The following is a 1,737-nucleotide window of genomic DNA, read 5'->3' as shown; positions in this document are numbered from 1 at the left end:
CTTCGGCGTTGTAAGGTTAAGCCTCACGGTTCATTAGTACCGGTTAGCTCAACGCATCGCTGCGCTTACACACCCGGCCTATCAACGTCGTCGTCTTCAACGTTCCTTCAGGAGACTCTAAGTCTCAGGGAGAACTCATCTCGGGGCAAGTTTCGTGCTTAGATGCTTTCAGCACTTATCTCTTCCGCATTTAGCTACCGGGCAGTGCCATTGGCATGACAACCCGAACACCAGTGATGCGTCCACTCCGGTCCTCTCGTACTAGGAGCAGCCCCCCTCAGTTCTCCAGCGCCCACGGCAGATAGGGACCGAACTGTCTCACGACGTTCTAAACCCAGCTCGCGTACCACTTTAAATGGCGAACAGCCATACCCTTGGGACCTACTTCAGCCCCAGGATGTGATGAGCCGACATCGAGGTGCCAAACACCGCCGTCGATATGAACTCTTGGGCGGTATCAGCCTGTTATCCCCGGAGTACCTTTTATCCGTTGAGCGATGGCCCTTCCATTCAGAACCACCGGATCACTATGACCTGCTTTCGCACCTGCTCGCGCCGTCACGCTCGCAGTCAAGCTGGCTTATGCCATTGCACTAACCTCCTGATGTCCGACCAGGATTAGCCAACCTTCGTGCTCCTCCGTTACTCTTTAGGAGGAGACCGCCCCAGTCAAACTACCCACCAGACACTGTCCGCAACCCGGATTACGGGTCCACGTTAGAACATCAAACATTAAAGGGTGGTATTTCAAGGTCGGCTCCACGCAGACTGGCGTCCACGCTTCAAAGCCTCCCACCTATCCTACACATCAAGGCTCAATGTTCAGTGTCAAGCTATAGTAAAGGTTCACGGGGTCTTTCCGTCTTGCCGCGGGTACACTGCATCTTCACAGCGAGTTCAATTTCACTGAGTCTCGGGTGGAGACAGCCTGGCCATCATTACGCCATTCGTGCAGGTCGGAACTTACCCGACAAGGAATTTCGCTACCTTAGGACCGTTATAGTTACGGCCGCCGTTTACCGGGGCTTCGATCAGGAGCTTCGCTTGCGCTGACCCCATCAATTAACCTTCCGGCACCGGGCAGGCGTCACACCGTATACGTCCACTTTCGTGTTTGCACAGTGCTGTGTTTTTAATAAACAGTTGCAGCCAGCTGGTATCTTCGACTGACTTCAGCTCCATGAGTAAATCACTTCACCTACGTGTCAGCGTGCCTTCTCCCGAAGTTACGGCACCATTTTGCCTAGTTCCTTCACCCGAGTTCTCTCAAGCGCCTTGGTATTCTCTACCTGACCACCTGTGTCGGTTTGGGGTACGATTTGATGTTACCTGATGCTTAGAGGCTTTTCCTGGAAGCAGGGCATTTGTTGCTTCAGCACCGTAGTGCCTCGTCGTCACGCCTCAGTGTTAAAGTGAACCGGATTTACCTGGAACACACACCTACACGCTTAAACCGGGACAACCGTCGCCCGGCCAACATAGCCTTCTCCGTCCCCCCTTCGCAGTAACACCAAGTACGGGAATATTAACCCGTTTCCCATCGACTACGCCTTTCGGCCTCGCCTTAGGGGTCGACTCACCCTGCCCCGATTAACGTTGGACAGGAACCCTTGGTCTTCCGGCGAGCGGGCTTTTCACCCGCTTTATCGTTACTTATGTCAGCATTCGCACTTCTGATACCTCCAGCAACCCTCACAGGCCACCTTCACAGGCTTACAGAACGCTCCCCTACCCAAC

1 rRNA gene is annotated in these 1,737 nt (G+C 53.9%); it reads right to left on the bottom strand.

Annotated features, from left to right (window positions below):
- Nucleotides 1–12: 12 nt before the first annotated feature.
- Nucleotides 13–1,737, bottom strand: a 23S ribosomal RNA gene (locus tag HV477_RS27790); the annotation flags it as partial.

The organism is Salmonella sp. SG203 (genome assembly GCF_013350575.1).
GTDB lineage: Bacteria > Pseudomonadota > Gammaproteobacteria > Enterobacterales > Enterobacteriaceae > Salmonella > Salmonella enterica.
Note: the sequence above shows the minus strand (reverse complement) of the source record. Positions and strands in the feature narration are given on the sequence as shown.